The sequence below is a fragment of the Pseudopedobacter saltans DSM 12145 genome (assembly GCF_000190735.1).
In the GTDB taxonomy this organism is placed as follows: domain Bacteria; phylum Bacteroidota; class Bacteroidia; order Sphingobacteriales; family Sphingobacteriaceae; genus Pseudopedobacter; species Pseudopedobacter saltans.
Map to the genome: position 1 here is coordinate 3545645 of NC_015177.1, position 24323 is coordinate 3569967.

General features: G+C 34.7%; 23 protein-coding genes. 8 read left to right on the forward strand and 15 right to left on the reverse strand.

From position 1 onward, the window contains the following. Nucleotides 1-11: 11 nt before the first annotated feature. Both PEDSA_RS15070 and PEDSA_RS15075 read right to left on the reverse strand, forming a co-directional pair. Nucleotides 12-542: a 30S ribosomal protein S16 gene (locus PEDSA_RS15070; RefSeq protein WP_013634021.1), complete on the reverse strand. Its 531-nt coding sequence runs from the start codon at nt 540-542 to the stop codon at nt 12-14. 92 nt (nt 543-634) lie between these two features. Continuing rightward, complete coding sequence (locus tag PEDSA_RS15075) at nt 635-1375, reverse strand: glycerophosphodiester phosphodiesterase (RefSeq protein ID WP_245546773.1); 741 nt, start codon at nt 1373-1375, stop codon at nt 635-637. 109 nt (nt 1376-1484) lie between these two features. Between PEDSA_RS15075 and PEDSA_RS15080 the strand changes: the two genes are divergently transcribed. Together PEDSA_RS15080 and PEDSA_RS15085 are read left to right on the forward strand one after the other, a co-directional pair. Beyond that, nucleotides 1485-1997, forward strand: a complete 513-nt coding sequence (locus tag PEDSA_RS15080; RefSeq protein WP_013634023.1) for a hypothetical protein — start codon at nt 1485-1487, stop codon at nt 1995-1997. 12 nt (nt 1998-2009) lie between these two features. Then, nucleotides 2010-2330, forward strand: a complete 321-nt coding sequence (locus PEDSA_RS15085; protein WP_013634024.1) for a heavy metal-binding domain-containing protein — start codon at nt 2010-2012, stop codon at nt 2328-2330. A gap of 34 nt (nt 2331-2364) precedes the next feature. On the opposite strand, the gene pfkA is transcribed toward PEDSA_RS15085, so the two are convergent. Together pfkA and PEDSA_RS15095 are read right to left on the reverse strand one after the other, a co-directional pair. Continuing rightward, entirely contained in the window at nt 2365-3339 is a 975-nt protein-coding gene (gene pfkA / locus PEDSA_RS15090) for a 6-phosphofructokinase (protein WP_013634025.1), read from the reverse strand. A gap of 93 nt (nt 3340-3432) precedes the next feature. Continuing rightward, the gene (locus PEDSA_RS15095) at nt 3433-4191 is read right to left on the reverse strand and encodes a biotin--[acetyl-CoA-carboxylase] ligase (protein ID WP_013634026.1); all 759 of its coding nucleotides are present in this window, start codon (nt 4189-4191) and stop codon (nt 3433-3435) included. Nucleotides 4192-4228: 37 nt separating this feature from the next. Here PEDSA_RS15095 and rsfS point away from each other — a divergent pair, with 37 nt between their 5' ends. The 5 genes from rsfS to PEDSA_RS15120 all read left to right on the forward strand — a co-directional run bounded on the left by rsfS (nt 4229) and on the right by PEDSA_RS15120 (nt 9825). Continuing rightward, on the forward strand, nt 4229-4603 hold the full coding sequence (gene rsfS / locus PEDSA_RS15100; protein WP_013634027.1) for a ribosome silencing factor: 375 nt from the start codon (nt 4229-4231) through the stop codon (nt 4601-4603). Between the two features lie 17 nt (nt 4604-4620). After that, nucleotides 4621-6672: an ATP-dependent zinc metalloprotease FtsH gene (ftsH, locus tag PEDSA_RS15105; RefSeq protein WP_013634028.1), complete on the forward strand. Its 2052-nt coding sequence runs from the start codon at nt 4621-4623 to the stop codon at nt 6670-6672. Nucleotides 6673-6797: 125 nt separating this feature from the next. Next, nucleotides 6798-7448: a LutC/YkgG family protein gene (locus tag PEDSA_RS15110; protein WP_013634029.1), complete on the forward strand. Its 651-nt coding sequence runs from the start codon at nt 6798-6800 to the stop codon at nt 7446-7448. Nucleotides 7449-7492: 44 nt separating this feature from the next. Next, the gene (locus PEDSA_RS15115) at nt 7493-8560 is read left to right on the forward strand and encodes a PA0069 family radical SAM protein (RefSeq protein WP_013634030.1); all 1068 of its coding nucleotides are present in this window, start codon (nt 7493-7495) and stop codon (nt 8558-8560) included. A 188-nt stretch (nt 8561-8748) separates the two neighbouring features. Beyond that, nucleotides 8749-9825 (forward strand): 3-oxoacyl-ACP synthase III family protein, encoded by a 1077-nt coding sequence (locus PEDSA_RS15120; protein ID WP_013634031.1) that lies wholly within the window; start codon nt 8749-8751, stop codon nt 9823-9825. 148 nt (nt 9826-9973) lie between these two features. Here the strand turns inward: PEDSA_RS15120 and PEDSA_RS15125 are convergent, their stop codons facing one another. The 9 genes from PEDSA_RS15125 to PEDSA_RS15165 form a co-directional block, all read right to left on the reverse strand. After that, nucleotides 9974-10543 carry a DUF1003 domain-containing protein gene (locus tag PEDSA_RS15125; RefSeq protein WP_013634032.1) on the reverse strand — a complete coding sequence of 190 codons (570 nt, stop codon included), beginning with the start codon at nt 10541-10543 and terminating at the stop codon, nt 9974-9976. A gap of 100 nt (nt 10544-10643) precedes the next feature. After that, nucleotides 10644-12797: a prolyl oligopeptidase family serine peptidase gene (locus PEDSA_RS15130; RefSeq protein WP_013634033.1), complete on the reverse strand. Its 2154-nt coding sequence runs from the start codon at nt 12795-12797 to the stop codon at nt 10644-10646. Nucleotides 12798-12955: 158 nt separating this feature from the next. After that, the gene (locus PEDSA_RS15135) at nt 12956-14524 is read right to left on the reverse strand and encodes a flotillin family protein (protein WP_013634034.1); all 1569 of its coding nucleotides are present in this window, start codon (nt 14522-14524) and stop codon (nt 12956-12958) included. 24 nt (nt 14525-14548) lie between these two features. Further along, entirely contained in the window at nt 14549-15124 is a 576-nt protein-coding gene (locus tag PEDSA_RS15140; protein ID WP_013634035.1) for a hypothetical protein, read from the reverse strand. Nucleotides 15125-15187: 63 nt separating this feature from the next. Next, nucleotides 15188-16564 carry a DNA recombination protein RmuC gene (locus PEDSA_RS15145; RefSeq protein WP_013634036.1) on the reverse strand — a complete coding sequence of 459 codons (1377 nt, stop codon included), beginning with the start codon at nt 16562-16564 and terminating at the stop codon, nt 15188-15190. Nucleotides 16565-16654: 90 nt separating this feature from the next. Next, on the reverse strand, nt 16655-17191 hold the full coding sequence (locus PEDSA_RS15150; RefSeq protein WP_013634037.1) for a DUF3575 domain-containing protein: 537 nt from the start codon (nt 17189-17191) through the stop codon (nt 16655-16657). Between the two features lie 100 nt (nt 17192-17291). Beyond that, nucleotides 17292-19040, reverse strand: coding sequence for an aspartate--tRNA ligase (gene aspS / locus PEDSA_RS15155; RefSeq protein ID WP_013634038.1), 1749 nt, complete (start codon nt 19038-19040; stop codon nt 17292-17294). 80 nt (nt 19041-19120) lie between these two features. Continuing rightward, nucleotides 19121-19657: a hypoxanthine phosphoribosyltransferase gene (hpt, locus tag PEDSA_RS15160; RefSeq protein WP_013634039.1), complete on the reverse strand. Its 537-nt coding sequence runs from the start codon at nt 19655-19657 to the stop codon at nt 19121-19123. Next, complete coding sequence (locus PEDSA_RS15165) at nt 19657-20496, reverse strand: ion transporter (protein ID WP_013634040.1); 840 nt, start codon at nt 20494-20496, stop codon at nt 19657-19659. The genes hpt and PEDSA_RS15165 overlap by 1 nt, the downstream gene beginning before the upstream one ends. Nucleotides 20497-20592: 96 nt before the next feature. Between PEDSA_RS15165 and PEDSA_RS15170 the strand changes: the two genes are divergently transcribed. Beyond that, nucleotides 20593-21825 carry a M16 family metallopeptidase gene (locus PEDSA_RS15170; protein ID WP_013634041.1) on the forward strand — a complete coding sequence of 411 codons (1233 nt, stop codon included), beginning with the start codon at nt 20593-20595 and terminating at the stop codon, nt 21823-21825. Nucleotides 21826-21996: 171 nt separating this feature from the next. Here the strand turns inward: PEDSA_RS15170 and thiL are convergent, their stop codons facing one another. After that, entirely contained in the window at nt 21997-23046 is a 1050-nt protein-coding gene (gene thiL / locus PEDSA_RS15175) for a thiamine-phosphate kinase (protein WP_013634042.1), read from the reverse strand. Nucleotides 23047-23077: 31 nt separating this feature from the next. Next, nucleotides 23078-24070 (reverse strand): quinolinate synthase NadA, encoded by a 993-nt coding sequence (gene nadA / locus PEDSA_RS15180; RefSeq protein WP_013634043.1) that lies wholly within the window; start codon nt 24068-24070, stop codon nt 23078-23080. Between the last annotated feature and the right edge of the window lie 253 nt (nt 24071-24323).

Sequence of the window (24323 nt, forward strand, 5' to 3'; positions counted from 1 at the left end):
AACAGTAAAGATTATTCTGCAGAAGTTGCTTCTTCTTGAGAATCAGCTTCAGCTTGAACTTCTTCTGTTGCTTCCTCTGCAACTGGAGTGTTTTTCGCAGCGATAGCAGCAGCTTTAGCTTCTCTTTTCTTAGTTTCTTCAACTAAATTAGCTTTCTTAGACTCTTCTTTTTTAGAAGCTAATCCAGCTTTTTTAGCGTTGATCTGTGCATCTTTACCTTCTAGCCAAGCATTGAATTTCTCGTTAGCTTGCTCTTCTGTTAAAGCGCCTTTTCTAATACCACCGTTTAAGTGATTTTTGTAAAGAACACCTTTGTAAGAAAGGATTGCTCTCGCAGTATCAGTTGGTTGAGCTCCGTTTCCAACCCATTTTACAGCTTGCTCAAAATTGATATCAATTGTAGCTGGGTTAGTGTTTGGATTGTAAGAACCTAATCTTTCGATGAATTTACCATCTCTTGGTGCTCTTGAATCTGCTACTACGATGTAGTAAAACGGTTTTCCTTTTTTACCGTGTCTTTGTAATCTAATTTTAGTTGCCATTTTTTAAATTCATTAAAGTTTGCAATATTCCCTTACGCGTAAGGGAGCGCAAAGATATAAAAATTAGATTTAAACAACTAAAAATCAATCAACTATTTTTGATTTCTTTCCTTAACGATTTCTAAAAGTTCAGCAGCGCGGTCTGTTGTGATATAATCGATTCCCAAATCCAAAAATCTAACCATGTCTTCTTTTTTATTTACCGTCCAAACATTTGTTTTTAAGCCTAGTTTTTTCGCATCTGGTATATACGTTGGATTTTTGTCATACACAGAGAAATGGAAATCCAGGCCAGTTAAGCCATCTTCCTTTATTTTCTGTGGCGTAACAGGAGTTAAAGAATGTACTTTTGCTTGCGGATATATTGCTACCAATTCTTTAGCCGATTCGTAATCGAACAAAATAAATTCAGTCATGTCCTCCATTTTCATTTTCTTAATCAAGTCAACAGATTCTCTAACCGTTTCCTTTGTTCGCTCTCTGCCCAGAGGCGAAGTTTTAATTTCGTAAATAAGCTTAGTTTTATGCTTGTTTTTCTTTTTGGCTATTTTTATAAATTCCTCAACTGTAGGAATGGTCTCTCCATTGCTCATTTTTAACGAAAGCAATTCCTTGTACGTTGCCGAAGCGATATCCTTACCTAAAAATTCATTGTCGTGGTTTACAACCAATATATTGTCTTTAGTTAAGTGAACATCAAATTCAGATCCATAGCACTTCAATTCTATTGCTTTTTTTAATGACGCTCTTGAATTTTGAGGGATTGTTTTTTCTGCCCAAGCTCCCCGATGGGCAATAACAGGATTATTTTGAGCATTTGCTGTATAAAACATAAATAAACTTAAAACAAAACAAAGATTTCTTCTTAACATATGTATATCATAATTAATTTGTTGAAACTACGTATTTTTACATCTTATAAATTTATCTAATTATTATTAAATGATGAAATACTTACTTTCTTTACTTCTTTTATTTTGTTTTGCATTCTCCCATGCAGACATGGTTATTAAAAAAACCCGTAAAAACGGCAAAACCGAAATACTCGAAATAGGGGACAGAATAAGAGTTTCTTATCCGGGTGCAAAATTAGAAGATACTAAAAAGCTCAAAGAGATAGTAGGGATTTTCGGAAGAATAACTGAGATAAAGAAAAATTCCATAGTAGTAGAAAGCAATAAAAAAAAGGAATTAGAATTGATTTTGAATGATATCATCTCTATCGGAAGGCTCCCTATGTTTGGTTCTATAGCATCTTTCGTGGGGACTTATGCTATAATCGGTGTTGGCTCTATGTATCTGGTTGATAAAGCAGATGCTAATCCTGCCCTGGTGCCTCTTGTAGGTGCTGCAGCTTTAGTACCTACTATGGTTATATCTTCTGCTGTTTTTTATCCTTCAAAATCTAAAAATAAGGTAAACAAAGATTATAGTATAGAGATTATCAATAGATAAATAATACACTTTATGATAGTAACAACCACGCCAAATATAGAAGGTAAAAAAGTAGTAAAATATTTAGGAATCGTAACTGGAGAAGCTATTATTGGAGCAAATTTCATAAAAGATATTTTCGCAGGAATTAGAGATATTGTTGGCGGTAGAGCAGGTTCTTATGAAGAAGGGTTAAGGGAAGCAAAAGACATAGCTTTAGCAGAATTGCAGCAAAATGCTCAAAAAATGGGTGCAAACGCAGTTATTGGTGTTGATTTGGATTTTGAAACCATTGGCGGCTCGGGAAGTATGCTTATGGTTTCTGCCAGCGGGACGGCCGTAATTGTTGAATAAAAAAGGAGCTCGCCAAATTTGAGCTCCTTTTTTGTTATAGAGATAGAATCTCAACAATTTTCAATAAGCTTTCGTTAACCTCTTTGTTATGTTTAATTGCATGGTCCAGCGGTGTAAATTCTACCTTTCCGTGAATTAATCCCGCCATTACATCTCTTCTTCCTTCTAACAATCCTTCTACGGCAGCTACACCTAAACGACTAGCCAAAACTCTATCCATACAAGTAGGTTTTCCGCCTCTCTGAATATGTCCTAGCACAGACACCCTGGTATCGTAGTGTGGAAATCTCTCTTTAATAATTTCTCCCAACTTAAAAGCTCCCTCTCCACCTTCTGCAACCATAATAATTTTAGAAGATTTATCTTTACGCCCAACTTCCATTCTGTGCAACAAATGCGGAACATCAGTTTTTGTCTCAGGAATCAAAATAGCCTCGGCACCAACACCAATACCACTCCTTAACGCGATTAAACCACAGTCACGTCCCATTACCTCAATTATAAAAACCCTATCATGAGATTCGGCGGTATCCCTGATTTTATCTACAGCATCCACGGCTGTATTTATCGCTGTGTCATAACCAATTGTAAAATCTGTTCCGTACAAATCGTTATCAATTGTTCCCGGCAAACCAATAATTGGAATATCGAATTCCTCGCCAAAAACCTTTGCCCCGGTAAAAGTACCATCTCCACCTACAACAACCAAAGCGTCTATTCCCTGAGCTTTAATTTGATCGTAAGCTTTTTTTCTCCCCTCCGGCGTTTGGAACGCCTGGCTTCTTGCGGTTTTGAGTATAGTTCCTCCTCTTTGGATAATATTAGCTACAGACTTTCGGTCCATTTCAATAAATTCACCATTGATTGCTCCCTCGTATCCTCTTCTTATACCTATAACATCCAAATCATAATATAATGCTGTACGTACAACCGCCCTAATTGCCGCATTCATGCCCGGAGAGTCCCCTCCAGAAGTAAGTATCCCTATTTTATTTATTCTGCTAATCATTATTCTGTTCTAAAACTTTTAACTATTCAGCTTAAAAATTCAAAATTTTGTAAGCTAATATAAGATTTTGCCTCTACAATCTTAAAACCGGGTTTATAAAACAAAAGTAACTTCCTTGATATTAAAACTTCTCAATTCCGATTCGGTGTCAATCAACAACTTTCCATCTACGTCCACACCTATTATTTTTCCTGTAAAAATTTCCCCTTTGCTATTAAATGTACTGATCTGATTAAAAAGAAAAAGGCTATTGAAATAATCTTCATCTAAATTCTTTTGCGATTTGAGTTCAAAAAATCTACTTTCCAGATATTGGCTTAAAATCATCAGTACTTCTTCTAAATCCGTTTCTTTCTTTTTTATATTCAACAAAGAGGTGGCGTAAATAAGATCATGAAAATCGTTTTGATTGACATTTAGTCCGATACCGATAATAGAGTCTCTAAGGTGAACTCCCCTTATTCTGTTCTCTATTAAAATACCAGCAATCTTCTTGTTTTTAATATAAATGTCATTAGGCCACTTTACCTTACAATCTTCTACCGAAAAATACGTTAAACAATCCTTAACAGCCAAAGAAACAGCTTTATTAAGATTAAACTGTTCTGTAACGGTAAGAAAATCTGTTTTTAAATAGAAACTAACCGTTAAGTTTTTTCCGGGTGGAGTAGACCATTTACTTCCGTATTGACCTCTGCCCGCCGTTTGATGGTCTGCCATAATTACAGTTCCATTGGCTGGTGGCCCATAATTTGAAAGCATTGTTTTTAAATAATTATTCGTAGAATCTACTTCTGCTAATTTTTGAATGCTTCGGCCAACAAATAGTGTAGGAAAAGTGTTATTTTGCAATATGTTATAGTTAGAGTTTCAAAACTAAAATTTTTTAATGGTAAAAAACAAAAAAGCTAATAGAGGGATAGATATTTCGGCAGCTATTGTGCATGGAATACAAGAAAAAAAGGGAAACGAGATTGTTAGGCTTGATTTAAGGAATATTAACAGTTCTGTAGCTGATTATTTTATAATTTGCCATGCAGATTCTTCTACTCAGGTAAGAGCAATAGCAGATAGCATCGAAAAAGAAGTGTTTTTAGCAAGTGGGCAGGATCCGGTACATAAAGAAGGTGCTGAACATGCAGATTGGATATTATTAGATTATATTGACATAGTTGTTCATATCTTTAGGACCGAGAAAAGGTCTCATTTTGGTATAGAGGATCTTTGGGGAGATGCTACTATAGAGGAATACAAGAGTGCCTAAACGTTTAAAAAAAGAAAATGAAAGAAAATTCAGATAATAAGAAATCTATAAAAAAGGTTCCGGGTAAAAAAATTGTCCCAAAACCTCCAAAATTCAACATTATGTGGGTTTACGCATTAATTGTACTAGCCATTTTAGGCGTACAATTCTTTGCGGGAATGAATAATGCCAAGCTGATCACTTATCAAAAATTTGAAAAGGATATGCTTAAGCCAGGTGACGTTGAAAAATTGGTAGGCTATCGCCAGGACGATTTATATAACGTCGAAGTCTACATCAAAAAAGACAGACTTAGCGAAGATAAATATAAAGATGTCAGAGATTCTGGCAATTTCGGTGTAGGGGGCGGGCCTCAATATCTATTTAAAGATGGCTCTTTTGAATCTTTAGAAAAAAGATTGGATAAATCGCAGGAAGATCTTCCGGAAGATCAAAGAATTACAGTTCAGCCAGAAACGAGAACAAATCCTATTTCCGGTTGGTTCTGGACGGTTATTTTCCCTATTATTCTTTTTGCTTTATTATGGATTTTTTTGATGAGAAGAATGGGTGCTGGCGGTGCTGGTGGTGCCGGTGGTCAAATTTTTAATATCGGGAAGTCTAAAGCACAACTTTTTGATAAAGAAAGCCAGGTTTCGATTACGTTTAACGATGTAGCGGGGTTAAATGAGGCTAAGCAAGAGGTTATGGAAATTGTCGATTTCCTTAAAAATCCAAAGAAATACACCAATTTGGGAGGTAAAATTCCTAAAGGGGCGCTTTTAGTGGGCTCTCCGGGTACTGGTAAAACTTTATTAGCGAAAGCGGTTGCGGGTGAAGCTCAAGTTCCTTTTTTCTCTATGTCCGGTTCGGATTTCGTAGAAATGTTCGTAGGAGTGGGAGCTTCCAGAGTAAGGGACTTGTTTAAGCAGGCCAAAGAGAAAGCTCCTTGTATTATTTTCATTGACGAGATCGATGCAATAGGTAGGGCCAGAGGTAAAAACAGTATGATGGGAGGAAATGACGAGCGTGAAAACACCTTAAATCAATTATTGGTTGAAATGGACGGTTTCGGCACTGATTCTGGCATTATCATCATGGCAGCGACGAATAGAGCTGATGTTTTAGATAGCGCTTTATTACGACCTGGCCGTTTCGACAGACAAATCTACGTTGACATGCCGGATATCAACGAACGTAAAGAGATATTCAATGTACATCTTAAACCAATTAAATTGGAAGATGGTATTGATATTAATTTCCTTGCTAAACAAACACCTGGTTTCTCTGGTGCTGATATTGCAAACCTGTGTAACGAAGCTGCTTTAATTGCTGCCAGAAAAGGAAATCAATCTGTAACAAAACAAGATTTTCTGGATGCAGTAGACAGAATTATTGGTGGTTTAGAAAAGAAAAACAAAATCATCACTAAAGAAGAGAAGAGAGCTATCGCTTTCCATGAAGCTGGGCATGCTACAATTTCCTGGTTACTAAAACATGCTCATCCGCTAATTAAGGTAACTATTGTTCCTCGCGGCCAATCTTTAGGCGCTGCCTGGTATTTACCGGAGGAAAGAAGTATTACTACTACAGATCAGATTTTAGATGAAATGTGCTCTGCTTTAGGCGGTAGAGCTTCTGAACAACTGATGTTCGGAAAAATAAGTACTGGTGCCTTAAGCGATTTAGAGAAAGTAACTAAACAGGCTTATGCTATGGTTTCTATTTATGGTTTAAATGAAAAGTTAGGAAATATTTCTTACTACGATTCACGCGGACAGGAAACTTTTACAAAACCTTATTCTGAAACGACAGCTAGAATTATTGACGAGGAGGCAAGTAAAATAATTGAAACGCAGTATGCCAGAGCTTTAAGTATTTTAACAGAGAACAAAGAAAATCTGATAAAACTTGCTGAAAGATTACTTCAGGCTGAAGTAATTTTTAAAGAAGATCTGGAAGAAATATTCGGAAAACGTCCTTACGATTTAGAATCAACAGAGCTTCTAGCTGAAGATGAGAAAAAAGTGGCTGAAGAATCGGAAAATCAGTCAAAAGAAAATACACCAGTTAGTACTGCAGAAAACTAAACATATCCCCGGAAACGGGGATTTTTTTTGCCTAAAAACATTTCATTACATTTGCATGTATTAGTTAAAAGTCGAAAGTAAAAAGTCCTATTTGCGACGAACACTTCCTAACGACACTTTGTAAAATGAACGAGACAACAACCTCTAAAGAAAAACTACTTAAGAAAATTAGAAAAGCTCTTCTGGAAAAACGAGATAATCCTTATCCAAATTTGGAGGATGCTCCTTTGTATCCGGAGACAGATGAAATGCCAGAGGTTATTTTCGCCGAGGAGTTAATCAAAGTAAGTGGAAATTTTGTTTTCTGTGAGGATGAAATCCATCTGATAGAAAATATCATTTTACTGGCAGAAGAAAAGAAATGGAGGAAAATTTATTGTTGGGAAAAGCCATTACAAGATCTGTTGAATAAATATGAATATCCTTTTTATGAAACAGATAAAGATTTCGAACTTGCGGAAGTTGGTTTAACACTATGCGAATCGCTGATTGCCAGAAATGGCTCGGTATTGATTAGCAATGCCAATTCAGCGGGCCGCCGTTTAAGTATTTATCCTCATGTACATATTGTAATTGCATATACTTCGCAACTGGTAATGGATTTGAAAGATGCTTTCCAGTTACTGAAAGATAAATACGGCAACAATCTCCCTACAATGATCAGCAATATTACCGGGCCAAGCCGTACGGCTGATATAGAGAAAACGCTGGTTTTAGGAGCGCATGGACCTAAAGAATTTTATGTTTTTTTGCTCGAGGATAAAAACCAATTCTAATATTACCAGATCAAAAATACTAATATTTTTAGTATTTTTGATCTATGCTAAATAACAATTCTGAATTTTTAAGAGGCCGGGGAGCTCAAGGAAGTATTAATAATAAGTTTAATAAACTAAAATACAGCCTTGATCATGTAGAGGGTTTGGATGAAGAATTTATTCAGGAAATAAAAACAGAATTCATTTTAGAGCATCCAAAATCTATTATTTCTTACAATAAAAGTGAAGATCTTTCTTTTGGAAATTCTATAAATCCTTACCACGGTTGCGAACATGGTTGTATATACTGTTATGCAAGAAATTCACATGAATATTGGGGTTTTGATGCCGGGTTGGATTTTGAAAGCAAAATAATCGTAAAACCAAATGCGGCGGATTTACTGAGGAAAGAATTTGACAAAAAAACTTATAAACCAGAACCCATCTTATTGTCAGGAAATACAGATTGCTATCAACCGGCGGAAAGAAAATTTAAAATAACAAGATCACTTTTAGAGGTATTTCTTGAGTATAGACATCCTGTTCATATCATTACTAAAAATAACCTGATTTTAAGAGATATCGACTTACTAGAGGAACTTAATAAACTCCATCTGGTATCTACAAGTGTTACTATAACTTCTCTGCAAGAGGATCTGAGAAATAAATTAGAGCCAAGAACAGTCACTGGAAAGGGGAGACTAAAAGTAATTCGGGAATTAAGTAATATCGGGATTCCCGTAAATGTGATGGTTGCTCCAATAATTCCAGGACTAAATAGCGAGGAAATACCACAAATTATTAACGAAGCCTCTATTAACGGCGCTATAAGTGCTGGATTTACAATAGTGAGATTAAATGGCGCTATCGCAGAAATATTCACAGACTGGATTTATAAGACTTTCCCGGACCGGGCCGAAAAGGTAATACATCGTATACAAGCGTGTCATAATGGTAAATTAAATGATACGAGATGGGGATCCCGAATAAGCGGAGACGGAATAGAAGCAGAAGCTATTCATCAATTATTTCGACTGTCTTTAAGAAAGTATGGCTTACCCAAAGCAAAAAAAAGTTTAGATTATACTTTATTCAGGAATAAACATAACAGCCAATTATCTCTATTCTAATAAAAGTCAGAGAATCAAGAAGTAATATTAATAGTAATAACATCGAAACGAGTAATTATAACTGTCAATTTTTTTGATATTTAAATGATGCAAAACTTTTAATTTCTCGCTTTACATTTTGCAGGATATTATTTTTTATCTACCTTTAAAACTATAGACCAAAACAGTATTTGGTCTACTGTATAAAAATGAGTAATATAAAATCAATTATTGTTGGAACGGGGAGTTATGTTCCAGAGAATATCATCAAAAACGAAGCTTTTTTAAATCATAGTTTTTATGAGAAAAATGGAACTAAGATTGAAAAAGATAACCAGGAAATTATAGAAAAATTTCAGTCTATTACTGAAATCGAGGAAAGAAGATATACATCTGCAAATCAATCTACTTCAGATATTGGTTATCTTGCTGCGTTGGATGCTCTTGAAAGCTCGGGTACAAACGCCGAAGAATTGGATTACATTATCGTTGCTCACAATTTTGGCGATATCCACGAAGGCAAAAACAGAGTTGACTTATTACCAGCGATAGCAAGCAGAGTTAAGCACAAACTACAAATTCAGAATCCTGACTGCATTGCTTACGATTTACCTTTTGGTTGTCCTGGATGGGTTCAAGCGATTATCCAGGCCGATTATTTTATACGTTCTGGTGATGCCAAAAAGATTTTAGTAATAGGAGCCGATACTTTATCAAAAATTACTGACCCACACGACAGAGATTCGATGATATTTGCGGATGGAGCCGGTGCTACTATTCTTGCTGCCGAAGAAGGTTCGAATCAAGGTATTTTATCCCATAAAACGCAATCGCATACTTTTGAAGAAGCTTATTATTTAAAAATGGGGACTTCTGACAACATTGACAGCAAAAATCCTGAAGATTTATACATCAAAATGGAAGGCAGAAAGGTATATGAATATGCTTTGAAAAATGTTCCGGCGGTCATGAAAATGGCTTTAGATAAATCCGGTGCCGATGTATCGGAAATTAAAAAGGTTTTGGTTCATCAGGCCAACGGGAAGATGGACGAAGCTATCTTAAAAAGATTCTTAAGACAATATCAGATTAAAGATGTCGATCATGATATCATGCCGATGACGATATCGAAATTCGGTAACACTTCGGTTGCTTCTGTTCCAACTATGCTTGATTTTATTTTAAAAGGGAAGCTGGATTCTCATAAAATTAATAAAGGCGATGTAGTTTTATTCACATCTGTAGGTGCCGGAATGAACATTAACACTGTAGTTTATAAATTTTAGTTTCCACCACCCAACCCTTTCATTCGGAGAGGCAGCCTTGGCGGGTTGGCTCATTATTTAAAAATAAGCTGATAGGATTCCGAAACCCTGCCAGCTTATTTTTAGAGCTTTTAGCGTTTCATTACATGCGGCCGGCAGGGTATAGATTTTAAATACCTGACCTATCATTATTTTGCTGAAAATTTTTAATTTGTTGTTCCAGCTGGTCGATTCGCTCTATTTGCATTTTTTGGATTTCCAAGAGCGTTTCCATTTGTTCGGTGATTAACAAATCAATTTTCTCATGCAGCGTCTTAATTTCTATCTCTGCCTTTAAATTAACAAGATAATCTTCTTCAGCTCTGCTTCTATCTTTCTCTTCCTGACGGTTTTGACTCATCATGATAATCGGCGCCTGGAAAGCAGCCAAACATGATAATAGTAAATTTAATAGAATAAATGGGTAAGGGTCGAATCCTTTTTCCTTTAGAAAATAGACGTTTATTCCCATCCATACTAAAATGAGAAGAACGAAAATAATTATAAAATTCCAGCTCCCTCCAAAATCAGCAACTTTATCAGCCAAACGCTGTCCTATCGTCAATTCTTCCTTTGACTCAAGCTTCTTAGATATCAATTGCTCCTCTTCTATAGATTTCAGAACGATATCGTGTAACTTCTTCAAATGCTGATCACTTGTATTCAGCAATTTATTATAATCGATTTTATGCTTTTTCATAGGCAAAGATGATGTCCCAAAAGCCGTCTTATTTTGAATGAAACCAAAAAGGGCTTTTACTCATCCTAAATAATTGTTTACTTCTGAGACATCTTATAATTTATTTGATTATCTTATATGGTATATTCATATTCTGAAACATAAAAGCCCATTTATCCGCTTGTTCCTGAATAACCATTGATGTGGGTTTTCCTGCCCCATGTCCAGCATTCGTTTCTATTCTAATTAACACCGGATTATTTCCTTTATGATACTCCTGTAAACGAGCTCCAAATTTAAAAGAGTGAGCAGGAACAACTCTGTCGTCGTGATCTGCTGTAGTTACCATCGTTGCCGGATATTCAACATCTTTTTTAATAGCCTGATAAGGAGAATATCTATATAAATACTCAAACATTTCCTTAGAGTCATCTGCTGTTCCATAGTCATAAGCCCATCCTGCTCCAGCAGTAAATTTATGGTAACGCAGCATATCCAAGACTCCAACTGCCGGCAGCGCTACTTTATATAGTTCTGGCCTTTGTGTCATAACTGCCCCTACCAATAAACCTCCGTTAGATCCGCCAGAAATTGCCAAATATGGGGTAGAAGTATATTTATTGTCTATCAGATATTGTGCAGCTTCAATAAAATCATCAAAAACATTTTGTTTCTGCATTTTGGTTCCAGCGATATGCCATTTTTCTCCATATTCTCCTCCACCACGTAAATTTGGAACCGCATAAATTCCACCTTGTTCCAACAAAACAATATTAGAAGTGCTAAAATAAGGGGTTAAACTTATATTGAAACCACCGTAAGCATATAATAAGGTTGGATTTTTCCCATCAAGGTCTATTCCTTTTTTATAAGTAATAATCATTGGTACTTTTGTACCGTCCTTAGAGGTATAAAAGACCTGTTTTGATTCATACCTGGATGGATCGAATTTTACTCCTGATTTCTTATATTCTTCTGACTTTCCAGAGCTTATATCATATTTAAATATCGTGGTAGGATATACATAGGAAGTAAAAGTATAATACAATTCTTTCTCGTTCTTCTTAGCAGAAAATCCAGAAGCTGTACCTAATCCCGGCAAACTAATTTCTCTATCTTTTTTTCCGGAGTAATCAAATTGAACTATATACGATGTTGCATCTTTCAGGTAATTTGCAAAAAGTTTGTGCCCGGCACTCGAAACCTGTAGAACATGATCTGTTTCTGCAATAACATCTTTCCAATTGGAAGGGTCCGGGTTAGTAATATTTGCCCTCACCAATCTGAAATTAGGTGCATTTAAATTAGTAAAAATCAATAAATCATCACCGTCGCTATCGATTACTTCGTAGCTATTATCGTAGTTATTTATAATTTGAATGATAGGTGAATTCTCTTTACTTAAATCCTTAACATACAATTCTTTACCTGTAGTAGAAACCGCTGCTGTAATAACCAAAAATCTTTGATCTTCTGTTACTTTGGCTTCGATATATCTTCTAGGAGTTTCCTGTCCACCGAAAATTAACTTGTCTTCACTCTGTTTGGTACCAAGCTTATGGTAATATAATTTATGATGTTGGGTTAAACCAGATAGTTGACTTCCTTCTTTGGGTTTATCGTAACTACTGTAATAAAAACCATCATTTCCTTTCCATGCCAATTCAGAAAACTTAATATCTATCAAAGTTTCTCCTATCTGTTCTTTGTTTTCTGTATTTAAAACAATTACCCTTCGCCAATCAGAACCTCCATCAGAAATTTGATAGCCCACTAAAGTTCCGTCATTTGAAAAACTGATTTCTGCCAGTGAACTTGTTCCATCTTTCGAAAACTGATTGGGATCTAAAAAGACCTCTGGGCTTGCATCTCCAATTTGTCTATATAGAACAGCCTGATTTTGCAGCCCATCATTTTTATAAAAATAGGTGTATTTACCCTCTTTAAACGGAGCAGAATATTTCTCGTAGTTCCAAAGATCTGTTAATCTCTCTTCAATAGCTTTTCTAAAAGGAATTTGCGATAAATAATCTTGCGTTACCTTATTTTCTTCTATCACCCATTGTTTGGTTTCTGGAGATAAATCGTCTTCTAACCATCTATAAGGATCTTCTACTTTTGTACCAAAGAAGTTATCTTTTACATCTATTTTCTTGGTTTTAGGATAAGGTAAAATGGTCATTTTCTCTTTTGGATAAATCATGTTTTGTTTCTGTGGACTATTACATGAAACCATTGCTATAGTCGCTAATAGAAATGTAGCTGTTCTTTTCATATTATTAAAAGATTCTAAAATAAATACAGCTTACAGCTAAATAAAGTTTTACAAGTAACAATTTAAATATATCAATCTTTATCTATGCCTTAGTTAATAATCTAAATAAAATTCAGATTATTAGATAACAAAAAAGCGAGCTTTCCAGCTCGCTTCAATTATTTTTCTTCTCCATTCTCATTCGCCATTTTTCCTTCAGGGAGTTTTTCATCCGTTCCCTTCAAATAACTTGGCAATTCCATTCCTGCCATATTAAACAAATCATTTAATGGCGGTACAGACTGCATCATTCCTGAAATAAAATTTGCAGTTGATGTTTTTCCGTTACCATTTCCGTTTTGCCCATCCCAAACAGTAATCTTATCTATTTTAATATTTTTCACCGCTTCTACCTGAGTCTTTACCAATTCGGGCAATTTATCCGCTATCAGGAAGGTAATAGCCTGTTTAGGATCTCCTCCTGCAGATTCCACAATTCTTTGATAACCTTCTGCCTGTTTAGTTAAAATTTCGTAAATACCTCTTGCTTCGGCATCCATTTTTGCAAAAATAGCATCTGCTTGTCCTTTCGCTTCCCTTCTTACTTTTTCTGCTTCTGCCTCGGCCTCTATAATTAATTTTTGCTTTTCAATTTCCGCTGGGACAACAATGTTCGCATTCTGAGAAGCTCTTTCTTTCTGTGCCCTTGCAATCTCCGCCTGTTGTTCTGCCAAATAAGCTTCTTCTAAAGCCTTTGCCTGTTGAACTTTCTCTGCGGCCACAGCAACTCTGTTAGCTTCCGCCTCTTTTTCTCTTCTTAATGCGTCTGAAGCAGCAATAGTAATTTTTGAATTGTTTTCCCCTTCAACTGCAGAAGCATTATTAGATGCTATTTTTATACGCGTATCTCTATTTGTTTCTGCTACTTTAATATTCGTATCTCTTTCCGCTTCTGCTTTTCCTATGGCTTCCTCTTTTTTTGCCGATGCAATCAATACTTCTCTATCTTTTACGGCGCTTGCAATTTGAGTATCTCTATCTCTCTGTGTTTCTGCGATTCTAATATCTTTATCTCTATCTGCTTCAGCTTTACCAATCTCTCCGTATCTTTCTTGCTCAGCAACACTTTTCTTAGCGTCATTTATCGCCTTCGCTGCTGCCTCTTTCCCTAAAGCTTCAATATATCCAGATTCATCTCTTAAATCCGTAACATTTACATTAATAAGTTTTAGCCCTATTTTCTTAATCTCGTTATCGACGTTATTAGCAACGTTAGTTAAGAATTTATCTCTATCTGCGTTGATTTCCTCGATATCCATTGTAGCAATAACCAACCTCAATTGTCCGAAAAGCAAATCTTTAACCAATTCCTGGATATTTTGCATAGGTAATCCTAATAGCCTTTCCGCTGCATTACTCATTACTTCGGGATCTGTTGAGATCCCCACTGTAAAACGACATGGGACATCTACACGAATATTTTGTTTGGACAAAGCATTTGTCAAATTGGCCTCGATAGACATAGGCTTTAAATCCAGAAATGCAAAATCCTGAAAAACTGGCCAAATAAAAGCAGCTCCACCATGTATACAGCGAGCGGTGGAAATACCACCTTCTTTATTTTTTCCGGTGCGACCATAGATAACAAGAATTTTGTCGGAAGGACATCTTTTGTATCGTGACAAAATAGCTGCCACAGTTACAAATAAAACTACAGCAAGGACAACAATAAGTATTAATGGATTCATATAAAAAAATGGTTTAGTTTATAATTAAGCTGAAATTACCAGTAATATATTATTCTGACTAACATCTACTACTTTTACGTAATTTCCTGATGGAATACTTTCTCCTAAGGTTATGGCGTCTAGCTCACGCAACGTTCCCTGAATATTTATGTGGACTTTTCCGGTACCGGATTTCTTTGCGGGAATAGTTAAATAAACTTGTGCTGTTCGGTTAATAGAATTTCTAATATCCATATTACCTGACTGAGCGAATTTATTCATAGATATAAAAATGTACATTACCGCTGCAACCAATAAACAACCAACTGCAATCCCCAGAAGTATTAATATACCCTGGTTTTCTATAATGCTTTTAAACGATATTATCGCCCAACCAAAGCCCAATAAAAAATTAATAAAATTTCTAAATGTAAATAACTGAAAGGGAACATGTCCAACATCAGAATCCAAATCTCCATCGAAATCTACATTCAAATCATCATTAGAATCCATACCCAAAAAGGTAAACACCATTTGGATAATAAACACCACAGACACAGGTACAGTAATTATCCAGATAACTTTATCAAATACTTCTAAAGCATTCCACCATTCATTCATGATAGTTAGATTAACTTTTTTCGATTAAGTTACATAAAAAAATATTTTTATTTATTCTTACAATTAATCTTCTAACAATTTATCGTCGATCATTTTTGAGGTTTTAGCACCCAATTTTCTTATATTTTCAGCTCTTGAAACCAGATTTCCTGTACCAGAGGTTAACTTATTCATGGCATCACTATATGCTTTTTGCGATTTATCTATACTATCGCCTATCTTATTCATATCATTTACAAAGCCAACAAACTTATCATATAGTGCTCCAGCTTTAGTAGCAATTTCTATAGCATTTTTTGTTTGTTGTTCTTGTTTCCAAATAGAAGCAACCGTTTTTAAAGTAGCCAATAGGGTGGATGGTGTTACGATGACCACTTTTCTGTTCCAGGCAAAATCAAATAAATCTCTATCTGCCTGCACTGCTATAGCAAAAGAAGATTCTATTGGAACAAATAACAATACAAATTCAGGAGAATTTATTTGATATAAATCATGATAATTTTTAGCACCCAAACCCTGTATATGATTTTTTATTGAAGATATATGCTGCTTCAAATATCCTTCTCTTTCTTCTTCCTCAGCATTTATTAAACGTTCGTAAGCTATTAATGAAACTTTAGAATCTATAACAATGTGTTTGCTTTCGGGTAGATTCAAAATTACGTCTGGTAATAATCTGGTACCCTCTTCAGTTGCAAAGCTACTTTGTTTATTATAGTTTATGCCTTCTAATAGTCCAGATCCTTCCAGAAGTCTATCCAACACCATTTCACCCCAATTACCTTGTCTTTTATTATCTCCTTTTAATGCTTTTGTTAAATTATTGGCATCATCCTGAATTAATTTGGTTTGTTTAACCAGTTCATCAATAGCGCCTTTTAAGGTAAAACGTTCCGCAGATTCTATTTTATAACTTTGCTCTATTTTTTGTTCGAAAGCCTTGATATTCTCTTTTAAAGGATTTAATAGGATATCGAGATTAGTTTTATTGACTTCGGTAAATTCGCTGGTTTTCTGTTTGAGAATCTGATTGGCAATATTTTCAAATTCGACCTTAAATTTCTGCTGAAGGTTATCTATATATTGTTTCTGTTCCTCTATTTTCTGTTTCTCTGCAATAAGATTAGCAGTAACAGTACTATTTTTTTGTTTCTCCTGATTAAGAGATTCCAGTATTTCAAGTTTCTCTTCTTCTAATCTGTTAATCCTTCCCAAAAGTTTAAATTCGCTATCCTGCTTTTCCTCTCTTATCAAATCGTTAATTCTGGCAGCTTCGGATTGTGCATTTTTTAAATTTTGTTCGGCTACTGCAAGAGCTATTTTTAACCTTTCATTATCTATTAAAAGTTCATTCTTACCCGAAGCATTTTTTGGTCTTTTTATAAAAAGAAAAACAGATAGACATAAAATACAAAGCGAGACAATTAGTAGAAGTTCCATATTTGCAAATTAACGATTTGCAAATGTCTTATAAAAACAAAACCGAGCCCTGTTAGGAAACCCGGCTATTTTCTATCTATTAGGGTATTTTTAAAATGCAAATCCGAATGTTATTCCTGTGCGAATACCGAATCCATCTATCGCGTTATTTATCTCAGGTTCATTACTTCCATCATCGGCTTTCACTTTTCCAGAATTGAAACTTGGACCAAAGAAAATATCCAATGTAAATGCACTGCTGTAAACCCATTGTCTTCCTATCAATACACCACCACCAAAAGAAGAATAAGAACCTTTTGCTGCACTTTCTTCATCCTTTAGTCTATAATCCTGATATCTTACGAAAGCAGCAGTATAAAGCCCATTTATAGCATTTTGTTTTGGATAGAATCGAAATTCCGGAGTTAATGCAAGTCCGGTAAATTTAGTATCTGAAATTTTCATTCCTGTATAAGCTGCGCCTAACTGTACCGAAGTTTTTTCGGATAATTTATGCTCATAAAAGATAGACCCGGTCCTTAATAATGCACTTAACGGATTGATTTTAATCGTGTTATTTTCGATTTGAGCAAAGCCTTTAAAATAAGAAGCTGTAATTAATACAGCAATAAGTAATAGTTTTCTCATTGTTTAAGTTTAATAATTTATTACCATTACGAAAGGCTGTCGTAATGTGATACAAAAAGAGCACTTCTTATCAATGCTCTTTTTATTATCTTTTAAATTATTAAACCGTTGTCTTTATACTCAATTCTTCTTTTTGCTTTTCATCTATAGTCGAAGGTGCATCTATCATCACATCTCTTCCGGAATTATTTTTAGGAAAAGCGATAACATCACGGATTGTATCTAAACCTGCAAAAATAGATACCAATCTGTCAAAACCGAAAGCGATACCACCATGCGGAGGAGCACCATATTCAAATGCATCCATCAAGAATCCAAATTGCTTTTGTGCTTCTTCAGGTGTAAATCCTAAATGTTTAAACATTAAAGATTGCAGTTCTCTGTTGTGAATACGGATAGATCCACCACCTATTTCAGTTCCGTTAATTACCAAATCATAAGCATTTGCTCTAACTGCGCCGGGATCTGTATCTAATTTTGCAATATCTTCGGGTTTAGGAGATGTAAAAGGATGGTGCATTGCATGATAGCGCGCTGTTTCTTCGTCCCATTCCAGCAAAGGAAAATCCACAACCCAAAGTGGAGCAAATTTATTTCTATCTCTTAAACCTAAACGGTTGCCCATTTCTAAGCGTAACTCGTTCAGTTGCTTGCGAACTTTGTCTTTATTTTGACCTGCTAATACCAAAACTAAATCTCCAGGTTCAGTTTGGAAAGCTTCAGACCATTTTTTCAATTCATCCTCATTAAAGAATTTGTCTACAGAAGATTTTAATGATCCGTCATCGTTATGACGCATATAAATCATTCCAGTAGCCCCAATTTGAGGTCTTTTTATGAAATCAGTTAATTCATCTAATTGTTTACGTGTATAAGAAGCACTGGCTTTAGCATTGATACCTATTGCAATATCCGCATTATCAAAAACGGGGAAACCTTTTCCTTTACCAATTTCTGTGATATCTACAAACTCCATCCCAAAACGCGTGTCTGGTTTATCAGAACCGTATAAACGCATTGCTTCGTCATAAGACATTCTTGGAAATTCGGCTATATCTAACCCTTTTACCGTTTTGAACATGTGACGAGTCAAACCTTCAAATAGATTTAAAATATCCTCTTGTTCTATAAAAGACATTTCACAGTCTATTTGCGTAAATTCAGGTTGACGATCTGCTCTTAGATCTTCATCCCTAAAACATTTTACAATTTGAAAATATCTGTCAAAACCAGATACCATTAATAATTGCTTAAATGTTTGCGGAGACTGAGGCAATGCATAAAATTCTCCCGGATTCATACGACTTGGCACCACAAAATCTCTGGCACCTTCTGGTGTAGATTTTATTAAATAAGGGGTTTCAACTTCAATAAAATCTTGTGAATCTAAATATTTTCTAATTTCCTGAGCCATTTTATGGCGCAAAACCAAATTGCTACGTACTGGATTTCTTCTTAAATCCAGATAACGGTATTTCATCCTTAAATCATCACCGCCATCTGTTTCATCTTCGATTAAAAATGGAGGTAATTTGGCTGCATTTAAAACTTCAAGCCTAGAAACTTTTATTTCAATATCGCCCGTGGGCATTTTAGGGTTTTTATTTGTTCTTTCTATTACAGTTCCTATAACTTTAATTACGAATTCTCTTCCTAAATCCCTAGCTGTGGCTCTTAACTCTGCATCATCATCTGCATTGAAAACCAATTGTGTGATTCCATATCTGTCCCTAACATCTATGAAAGTCATTCCTCCCAGATCCCGGGATTTTTGTACCCAACCACTTAATATTACTTCCTTACCTAAATCAGCTATGGTTAATTCGCCACAAGTATGAGTTCTATGCATTATTTTTTGCTATTTTTTACGGATACGAAGATAAAAAATCTTCTTTTTTATTATTCTATTTGCTTACTTAAAATCGGGGGTTAAACCTTTATTCTATAGATATTTTTAGTATTTCTACCTATACCGTTATAATCTAGACCATAACCGACTACAAAATCATTTGTTATTTCAAAACCTATATAAGCGATTTCATCTATTTTCTTCTGCAAGGCATCTGGTTTTAATAGTAAAGAAGCTACTTTTATAGATGCGGGACTTTTTGTTTTCAACTTATTGATAAGATATTCTAATGTATTTCCGGTATCTACTATATCTTCGATAAGGATAATATCTCTATTTTCGATATCAATACTTAATCCCAGTTCTTCCTTTACTTCTCCAGTACTTTGCATATCCCGATAAGAAGATACTTTAATAAAATCCGCTTCACATGATATTTCTATCTGCTTCATCAAATCTGCCATGAACATGAAACTTCCGTTTAAAACACCAATAATGATTGGAACCTTATTTTCGTAATCTACATTAATCTGTATGGCCAACACCCTGATTCTTTTTTCTATCAAATCATAATCTATAAAAGACTCGAATGTTTTGTCGTCTATCGTAAGTTCCATTATTCTATAATATTTACCGGTTTGCCACAGTTTCTACAATAATTATCCATAGCATCTATTACGTGTTTACAGTGTTTGCAAGTTATGTTATGTTTTCTGTTTTTTGCCAATTCTACCGTAACAATGCCAGTAGGAACCGCAATTATTGCATAACCGCTTAGCATAATTATCGAAGCTAAAAATTTCCCAAAGTAGGTCATCGGCACAATATCACCAAAGCCAACTGTTGTGATAGTTACAATTCCCCAATAAATACTTGCAGGAATACTACTAAAACCGGGATTATCGTGTTCTATTACATACATCACGGTACCAATAATCACCACAAAAATAAATATGAAAGTAATGAAAACCAGTATTTTGTATATACTTTTACGTAAGGCTATCAATAAAACTTTTCCTTCTCTTGTAAAATTAAATAGCCTTAATATTCTGAAAACTCTGAGTAGACGAAGTACCCTGATGACTAAAAGATAATGATAACTTAAAACAAATAAACTCAGATAGGTAGGGAGGATAGACAGCAAATCTATAATTCCCCAAAAACTAAATATGTACTTGCGTCTTTTCTTGGACGAATAGATTCTAAGTATATACTCAAAAGTAAATAGTAATGTAAAAACCCAATCTATTACATAAAAGAGATTTGGATGATGATGTCCGATTTCTGGCATACTCTCCAAAATCACCAGAATTACACTCAACAATATCGCCCACAGCAGTATAATATCAAATTTCTTACCTGCCGGAGTATCAGAATTGAATATGACAGTATGTAACCGCTTTTTGTCTAAATAATAGTTGATAAGATGCTTTATTCCCGAAATAATCCTTTTCATAAGTCGATACGGTGGTCAAATATAAAACTAATGAAATTGTCACTTATAAAAGATTAAAAAAGATAATACTGTTTAATTGATATCTTTGCAACAGAGATGGATCACGAAATATACACCTTAAAAAATGGTATCAGAATACTATTTAAATATGCAAATTCTCCCATATCTCATTGTTGCCTGATTATTAACTCGGGGTCAAGAGACGAGAAAGAAAATCAGGTTGGTTTAGCTCATTTCATAGAACATTTATTTTTCAAGGGGACAGAAACAAGAAATACTACCAAAATTTTAAACCGACTGGAACTTGTTGGTGCCGATCTGAACGCTTATACTACTAAAGAATACACTTGCATACATAGTTCTTTTTTAAATGAATATTTAAACCGAACAATAGATCTATTATGTGATATTACTTTTCATTCAATTTTCCCTGAAGAAGAAATAAAAAAGGAAAAAAACGTAATTATAGACGAGATTCTGAGTTATGAAGATCAGCCGGAAGAAGCTATAGCCGATGATTTTGAGGCTTTGCTTTTTAAAGGAAATGCACTAGGCGAAAATATTTTAGGAACTAAAGAATCTGTAGAAGTTTTTTTGAAGAAAGATGTTCTGGACTTTATCTCAAGCAATTACAATACACATGAAATTGTTTTTGCGGTAACCGGAAACTACAGAACTTCTAAGGTATTTAAGTTAGCAGAGAAGTACTTAACAGATATTCCTGAAAATACTACTGCTAAAAATAGAAAAACACCAATCAGAAAAACAAGAGAGGAGATTATAAGCATAAAACCAATTAGTCAAACACATACTATAATTGGAGGAAATGCATACTCTTTTTTTGATAATAAAAAATATGGCCTTTCTCTTTTAAATAATCTTTTAGGTGGAAGTTGTATGAGCTCCAGGCTAAATATGGAAATAAGAGAAAAATATGGAATTGCTTATACGGTTGAATCCAGTTATACTCCTTTGTCTGACACCGGCATTTTCTCCATATATTTTGGTACAGACGAAGAAAAAGCAGTTAAGGCTACCAAATTAGTACACAAAGAACTTAAAAAATTACGAGACCATAAATTAGGTTCTTTACAACTCCAACAGGCAAAAAAACGATTTATTGGACAAATAGCACTGGGAGAGGAAAACCGAATGTCTGTTCTTATTTCTATGGCAAAAAGTCTTTTAGATTTTAATCATATTGATTCATTGGAGGATCTTTTCCGAAATATAAATGCAGTTACTGAAACAGAACTTTTAGAGATATCGAATGAAATATTCGATACAGATTATTTGAGTAGTTTAAACTTTGTTCCAGAAAACGAGTAAATACTTTTGCAATAATTTAAGTTATTCCATCCTTCGTTCATCTTTCGTTATGAGCTTAGTCCTAGATGCTTTGGAGATATGTGAGGTTTTGGTGTATTTAGCATAGAACTTAAATAATTAAGACCGCTACCTGTAGATCACGATCTTAATTATTCCCTTAAATTCTAAATACTAGTTGCTAGCTTTCTTAAAGGCATTCCATCCCTGAGCTTTCAGTTCATGCGCATTACCAGATTTACTGATCAAATAATTTCCTGCTCCTGGTTCTGTAATATAACCGATAACGGAAATATCGACATCATGTTTTATCTTATCATAATCAGCCTGTTTAATTGTAAATAGCAATTCATAATCTTCCCCGCCACTTAAAGCACAAACGGTTGGATCCAGACCAAATTCCCTTGCCATTTCTACAGTCTGTGGATCTAATGGAATTTTCTCTTCATAAACCTTGCAACCTTTATTTGATTGTTTGGTAATATGTAAGATTTCAGAAGCCAAACCATCGGAAACATCAATCATAGCTGTTGGCTTTATCTTAGATTTTTTTAAAAGATCGATAATATCTAAACGGGCTTCCGGCTTCAATTGTCTTTCTATAATATAATCTTTTCCCTCCAAATCAGGCTGTATTTTCGGATTAGCTAAAAAAACCTGCTTTTCCCTTTCAAGCAATTGCAAACCTAAATAAGCACCGCCTAAATCGCCGGAAACACAAATTAAGTCGCCTTCTTCAGCGCCATTTCTGTAAACAATATCCTTTTCATCTGCATACCCAATACTTGTAATACTGATTACCAAACCTTGTTTTGAGGCGCAGGTATCGCCTCCAATCAAATCTATATTGTATTTTTTACAGGCCAAAAGCATTCCGGAATAGAGTTCCTCTACAGCCTCAATTGAAAATTTGCTGGAAAACCCAAAAGAAACAGTTACATGAGATGCCATTCCGTTCATCGCATAAATATCACTCAGATTAACCTGTATAGCTTTGTATCCTAAGTGTTTCAGAGGAGTAAAAGCCAAGTCAAAATGAACTCCCTCAAAAAGCATATCGGTAGATATTAAAGTTTTTTTTCCTTTAAAATCTAACACGGCAGCATCATCTCCGGCTCCCTTTATAGTTGTTTTATGGTTAAGTTGGATGTTTTTGGTTAAATGATCTATCAAACCAAATTCTCCTAAATTACCTATTTCTGTTCGTTCTGTATTTTCAAACATTAGAAAGATTTATTAAATAAAACTTCAAAACCTACAATCCCAACTTCGCTGAAATATCCAACATTCTTTCAATTGGTAATCTTGCTTTCTCTATTATTTCACGTGGAACATCAACTTCTGGAAGTTCATTTTTCAAACATAAGTATAACTTTTCCAGCGTATTACGTTTCATATGAGGGCAATCGTTACAAGCGCATGAATTATTTGGCGGAGCCGGAATAAAAGTCTTTCCTGGATTTTCTTTCTCCATTTGATGAATAATCCCCGTTTCGGTTGCAACAATAAATTCAGTAGCAGAGTCCTTAATTGTATAATTCAACAATCCGGTAGTAGAACCGATGTAATCTGCCATTTTTAAAATAGCGTCTTCACATTCAGGGTGAGCAATGAATTTTGCATTTGGATGGCGCTCTTTCAGTTTGGTAATCTTTTCCTGCGAAAAAATTTCATGTACCATGCAAGCTCCATTCCAAAGAACCATATCCCGGCCAGTTTTCTTCATCACGTAAGCACCTAAATTTCTATCAGGACCGAAAATAATCTTCTGATCTTTAGGTAAGCTTTCTACAATTTGGACCGCATTACTGGAAGTACAAACAATATCGCTTAAAGCTTTTAATTCTGCAGTGCAGTTTACATAGGTAATAACAAGATGGTCTGGATATTTCTCCTTAAATTTCCTGAATAAATGCGGAGGACAGCTGTCAGATAAGGAACAGCCAGCTTTCACATCAGGTAAAAGTACTTTTTTATCGGGCGAAAGAATCTTAGCCGTTTCTGCCATAAAATGCACACCGGCAAAAACGATTATATTAGCATCTGTTTTAGCAGCTTGTTGAGAAAGCCCTAAACTATCACCTATATAATCTGCTATATCCTGAATATCAGGGTCTTGATAATAATGAGCGAGAATAACAGCATTCTTCTCTTTTTTTAACTTTTCAATCTCCTCAAACAGATCTAAAGTTGGGTCTATATATTCGTCAACAAACCCTTTTAAATTAATTTCTTCAAGTGCATTCATCGTTTCAATTCCAAAGGTAGGAAATTTAAAAATTATCCGTTTTCAACTTTTCAATAACAAACAAAATTTAATATAAAAAAGACTTATTGTTTATTGGTATGTTGATAAGGTGTAAATCTTTTTGTTTTTATTTTTTGAAAATAGACTTCTTTTGAATAATTAACAAGTTATTAACATTTATCTAGATTTATAGTGCTGATTTTCAGAAAAATGAGAAAATCAAGGAAAAATCACTTTAGTTATTCTGTTTATT